The following is a 2,437-nucleotide window of genomic DNA, read 5'->3' as shown; positions in this document are numbered from 1 at the left end:
GTGCCGACGCTGCGGGAACTGGTCGCCCGGCAGCGGCCGGAGCTGGTGGTGTCGGTGTTCGCCACCGCGACCTCGGCGGTCAACCGGCTTGCGGGGCGGGACTTCAGGCACTTCGTGTTCTGCACCGACGTCACCCCGCACCGGCTGTGGGTGCAGGAGGGGACGGACCTCTTTCTCGTCACCTCCGAGGTCGCCGCCTGCGCAGTGCGGCGTTTCCGCCCGGACGCGGACATCGCCGTGCTGCCGGCCCCGCTGCGCGCACCGTTCTACCGGCCGCCAGGGCGCGCCGAGGCACGCGCGGAGCTGGGTGTGCCCGCGGACGCCCGGTGCGTCCTCCTGATGTCCGGCGCCTGGGGACTCGGCCCGCTCGCCAGGACCGCCGTCTCCCTCGCCGCCGCCGGACCGCACGTGCTCGCGGTGGCCGGGCGCAACGAGGAGCTCGAACGGCGGCTGCGGAAGGCCGCCGCGCGCGAACCGCGCCTGCACCCCTTCGGGTACACCGAGCGGATCCCGGCGCTGATGGCGGCGGCCGACCTCGTCGTCACCAGCTCGGGCGACACGTGCAGCGAGGCGCGGGCGCTGGGGCGGCGGATGCTGCTGCTCGACGTCGTCCAGGGGCACGGACGGGACAACCTGCAGCACGAGTTGGAGCTGGGCCACGCCGATGTGACGAACGCCCACCCGGCCGACGTCGTCCGCAACGCCCTGGCCGCGCTGACCCGCCCGGAGCCGGCGCCGTCCGTCGGCGCGACGCCGGACGCTTGGCGCAGCGGGTTCGGGGCGGCGCTGGAGAAGGCGGGGCTGGGGTGAAGCCGCGTTACGTCACGGGAGTTCGCGGCGCACCAGCGCCTTGTGGGCCGGTTCGCCGGTCCGCCGCGCGTGGGCGAGGCGCGCCTTGACCTCCGGCAGGGTGCGCGGGCGGTAACCCGGGCCGCCGCAGCAGCTCTTGTGGAAGCCGATCCCGGCGTTCAGCAGCACCGACAGCGTCCGCCAGGCCGCCGTGTCGCGCCGGCGCGGCGCGGCGAAGGCGGAGCCCGCGTGGAACATCGGCTCGGCGCAGCGCGGGCAGAGCCGTTCCAGCGCACCGTACGGCTTCTTGTACGTGGCCCGGCAGGGCAGGCAGACGTACGAGGTCTTCGCGTGGGCCATGGGCCGAGCCTAGCGAGCCCGCGGCCGTCGGGCAGCGCATTAATTCGGGCCCACGGCGTGGTCGCGGAGCGGTCCGAGGGTGAGGCCGTGGGCCCGGCAGTGGGCCGCGATGAGCGGGAGGGCGGCGAGCGTGGCGCGCCAGGAGCCGGGGGCGGAGGTGCAGTCGGAGTCGTGCAGGAGGAGGGTCGCGCCGCCGGTGAGGCCGGGGCGGGCGGTGGCGAACACGGATGCGCCGGTCGCCTCGGCCGTCCAGTCGCGGCCCCACGCCGTCCACAGCACGCTGCGCAGGCCGAGGCGGCGGGCGGCCAGGGCGGGGCCGGCGGTCAGCACGCCGTACGGCGGCCGGTACCAGAGCGGGCGGGCGCCGCACAGGTCCGTCACCGCCCCGGTGGCGCGCCGGAGTTCGCGCAGGTCGCGGGCCGGGGCCGGGTACCACTGCTGCCTGTGGTGCCAGCCGTGCACGGCCACCTCGTGGCCGCGGGTGACGAGTTCGCGGCCGAGGGCGGGGGCGCGTTCGAGCATCGCTCCGAGCAGGAAGAGCGTGGCGCGGGCGCCGTGTTCGTCCAGCGCGTCGCGGACGAACGGGGTACTGCGCGGGTCCGGCCCGTCGTCGAAGGTCAGGGCGACGTGGCCGGGGGCCGCGCCGGACCCGGCGGTGCGGCGCGCCACCGTGCGGCGCAGCGCGGGGAGGCGGACGGCCGCCGGGGCCAGGTGCGCGAACTCGACGGCGGCCGCGGCCGCGAGGAGGTGGCGGGCCTTCACCCGAACCGGGACGCCATGCGGCGGAACACGCCCGGCGCCGCGCCGTGGATGCGGGCCGGGACGCCCAGCCAGTGCGGCACGAACAGGCGGTCGCGTTCGGTGCGGATCGTCGCCACGACGGTGTCCGCGACCCGCTCGGCCGACACCGGGCGCGGGCGGTCGCGCTGGTACGGGGTGCCGCGGCGGTCGAAGAACGGGGTGTCCACCGCGCCCGGCAGCACCAGCCGCACGCCCACCCCCGTACCGCGCAGCTCGTACCAGAGGCTCTCGGCGAACATCGCGAGGCCGCCCTTGGTCGCCGAGTAGCCGGACTCGTCGCGCACGCCGACCTGGCCGGCCATCGAGCCGAGCAGGACGATCCGCCCGTGCCGGCGCTCCAGCATGCCGGGCAGGAGGAGGCGGACCAGCCGCAGGGGGGCGGCGAAGTTGACCTCGATCATCCGGTCGAGGGTGTCGGACGGGGTGTCCTGGAAGGCGCCGCGCCAGCCCAGACCCGCGCTCGCGACCAGTGCGTCGACCCGGCCGG

General features: G+C 76.7%; 3 protein-coding genes and 1 pseudogene. 1 reads left to right on the top strand and 3 read right to left on the bottom strand.

What is annotated here, in order from left to right; all coding sequences use genetic code 11:
• Window positions 1-810, top strand: a pseudogene (locus tag AB0O00_RS35755) (hypothetical protein); the annotation flags it as partial.
• A 12-nt stretch (window positions 811-822) separates the two neighbouring features.
• On the opposite strand, the gene AB0O00_RS35750 reads toward AB0O00_RS35755, so the two are convergent.
• The 3 genes from AB0O00_RS35750 to AB0O00_RS35740 all read right to left on the bottom strand — a co-directional run.
• On the bottom strand, window positions 823-1,149 hold the full coding sequence (locus AB0O00_RS35750; RefSeq protein ID WP_363658873.1) for a deoxyxylulose-5-phosphate synthase: 327 nt from the start codon (window positions 1,147-1,149) through the stop codon (window positions 823-825).
• A 39-nt stretch (window positions 1,150-1,188) separates the two neighbouring features.
• Window positions 1,189-1,911, bottom strand: coding sequence for a polysaccharide deacetylase family protein (locus tag AB0O00_RS35745; protein ID WP_363658872.1), 723 nt, complete (start codon window positions 1,909-1,911; stop codon window positions 1,189-1,191).
• The coding region (locus AB0O00_RS35740) for an SDR family NAD(P)-dependent oxidoreductase (RefSeq protein ID WP_363658871.1) at window positions 1,908-2,437 on the bottom strand (530 nt) is incomplete at its 5' end. The genes AB0O00_RS35740 and AB0O00_RS35745, both read right to left, overlap by 4 nt.

Source organism: Kitasatospora sp. NPDC093558, assembly GCF_040683475.1.
In the GTDB taxonomy this organism is placed as follows: domain Bacteria; phylum Actinomycetota; class Actinomycetes; order Streptomycetales; family Streptomycetaceae; genus Kitasatospora.
The sequence above is the reverse complement of the archived record's forward strand: the minus strand, read 5'-3'. Positions and strand labels throughout refer to the sequence as shown.

Bases quoted from the DNA above. Each gene is read 5' to 3' on its own strand.
- AB0O00_RS35750 (WP_363658873.1), bottom strand. From the start codon at position 1,149: ATGGCCCACGCGAAGACCTCGTACGTCTGCCTGCCCTGCCGGGCCACG.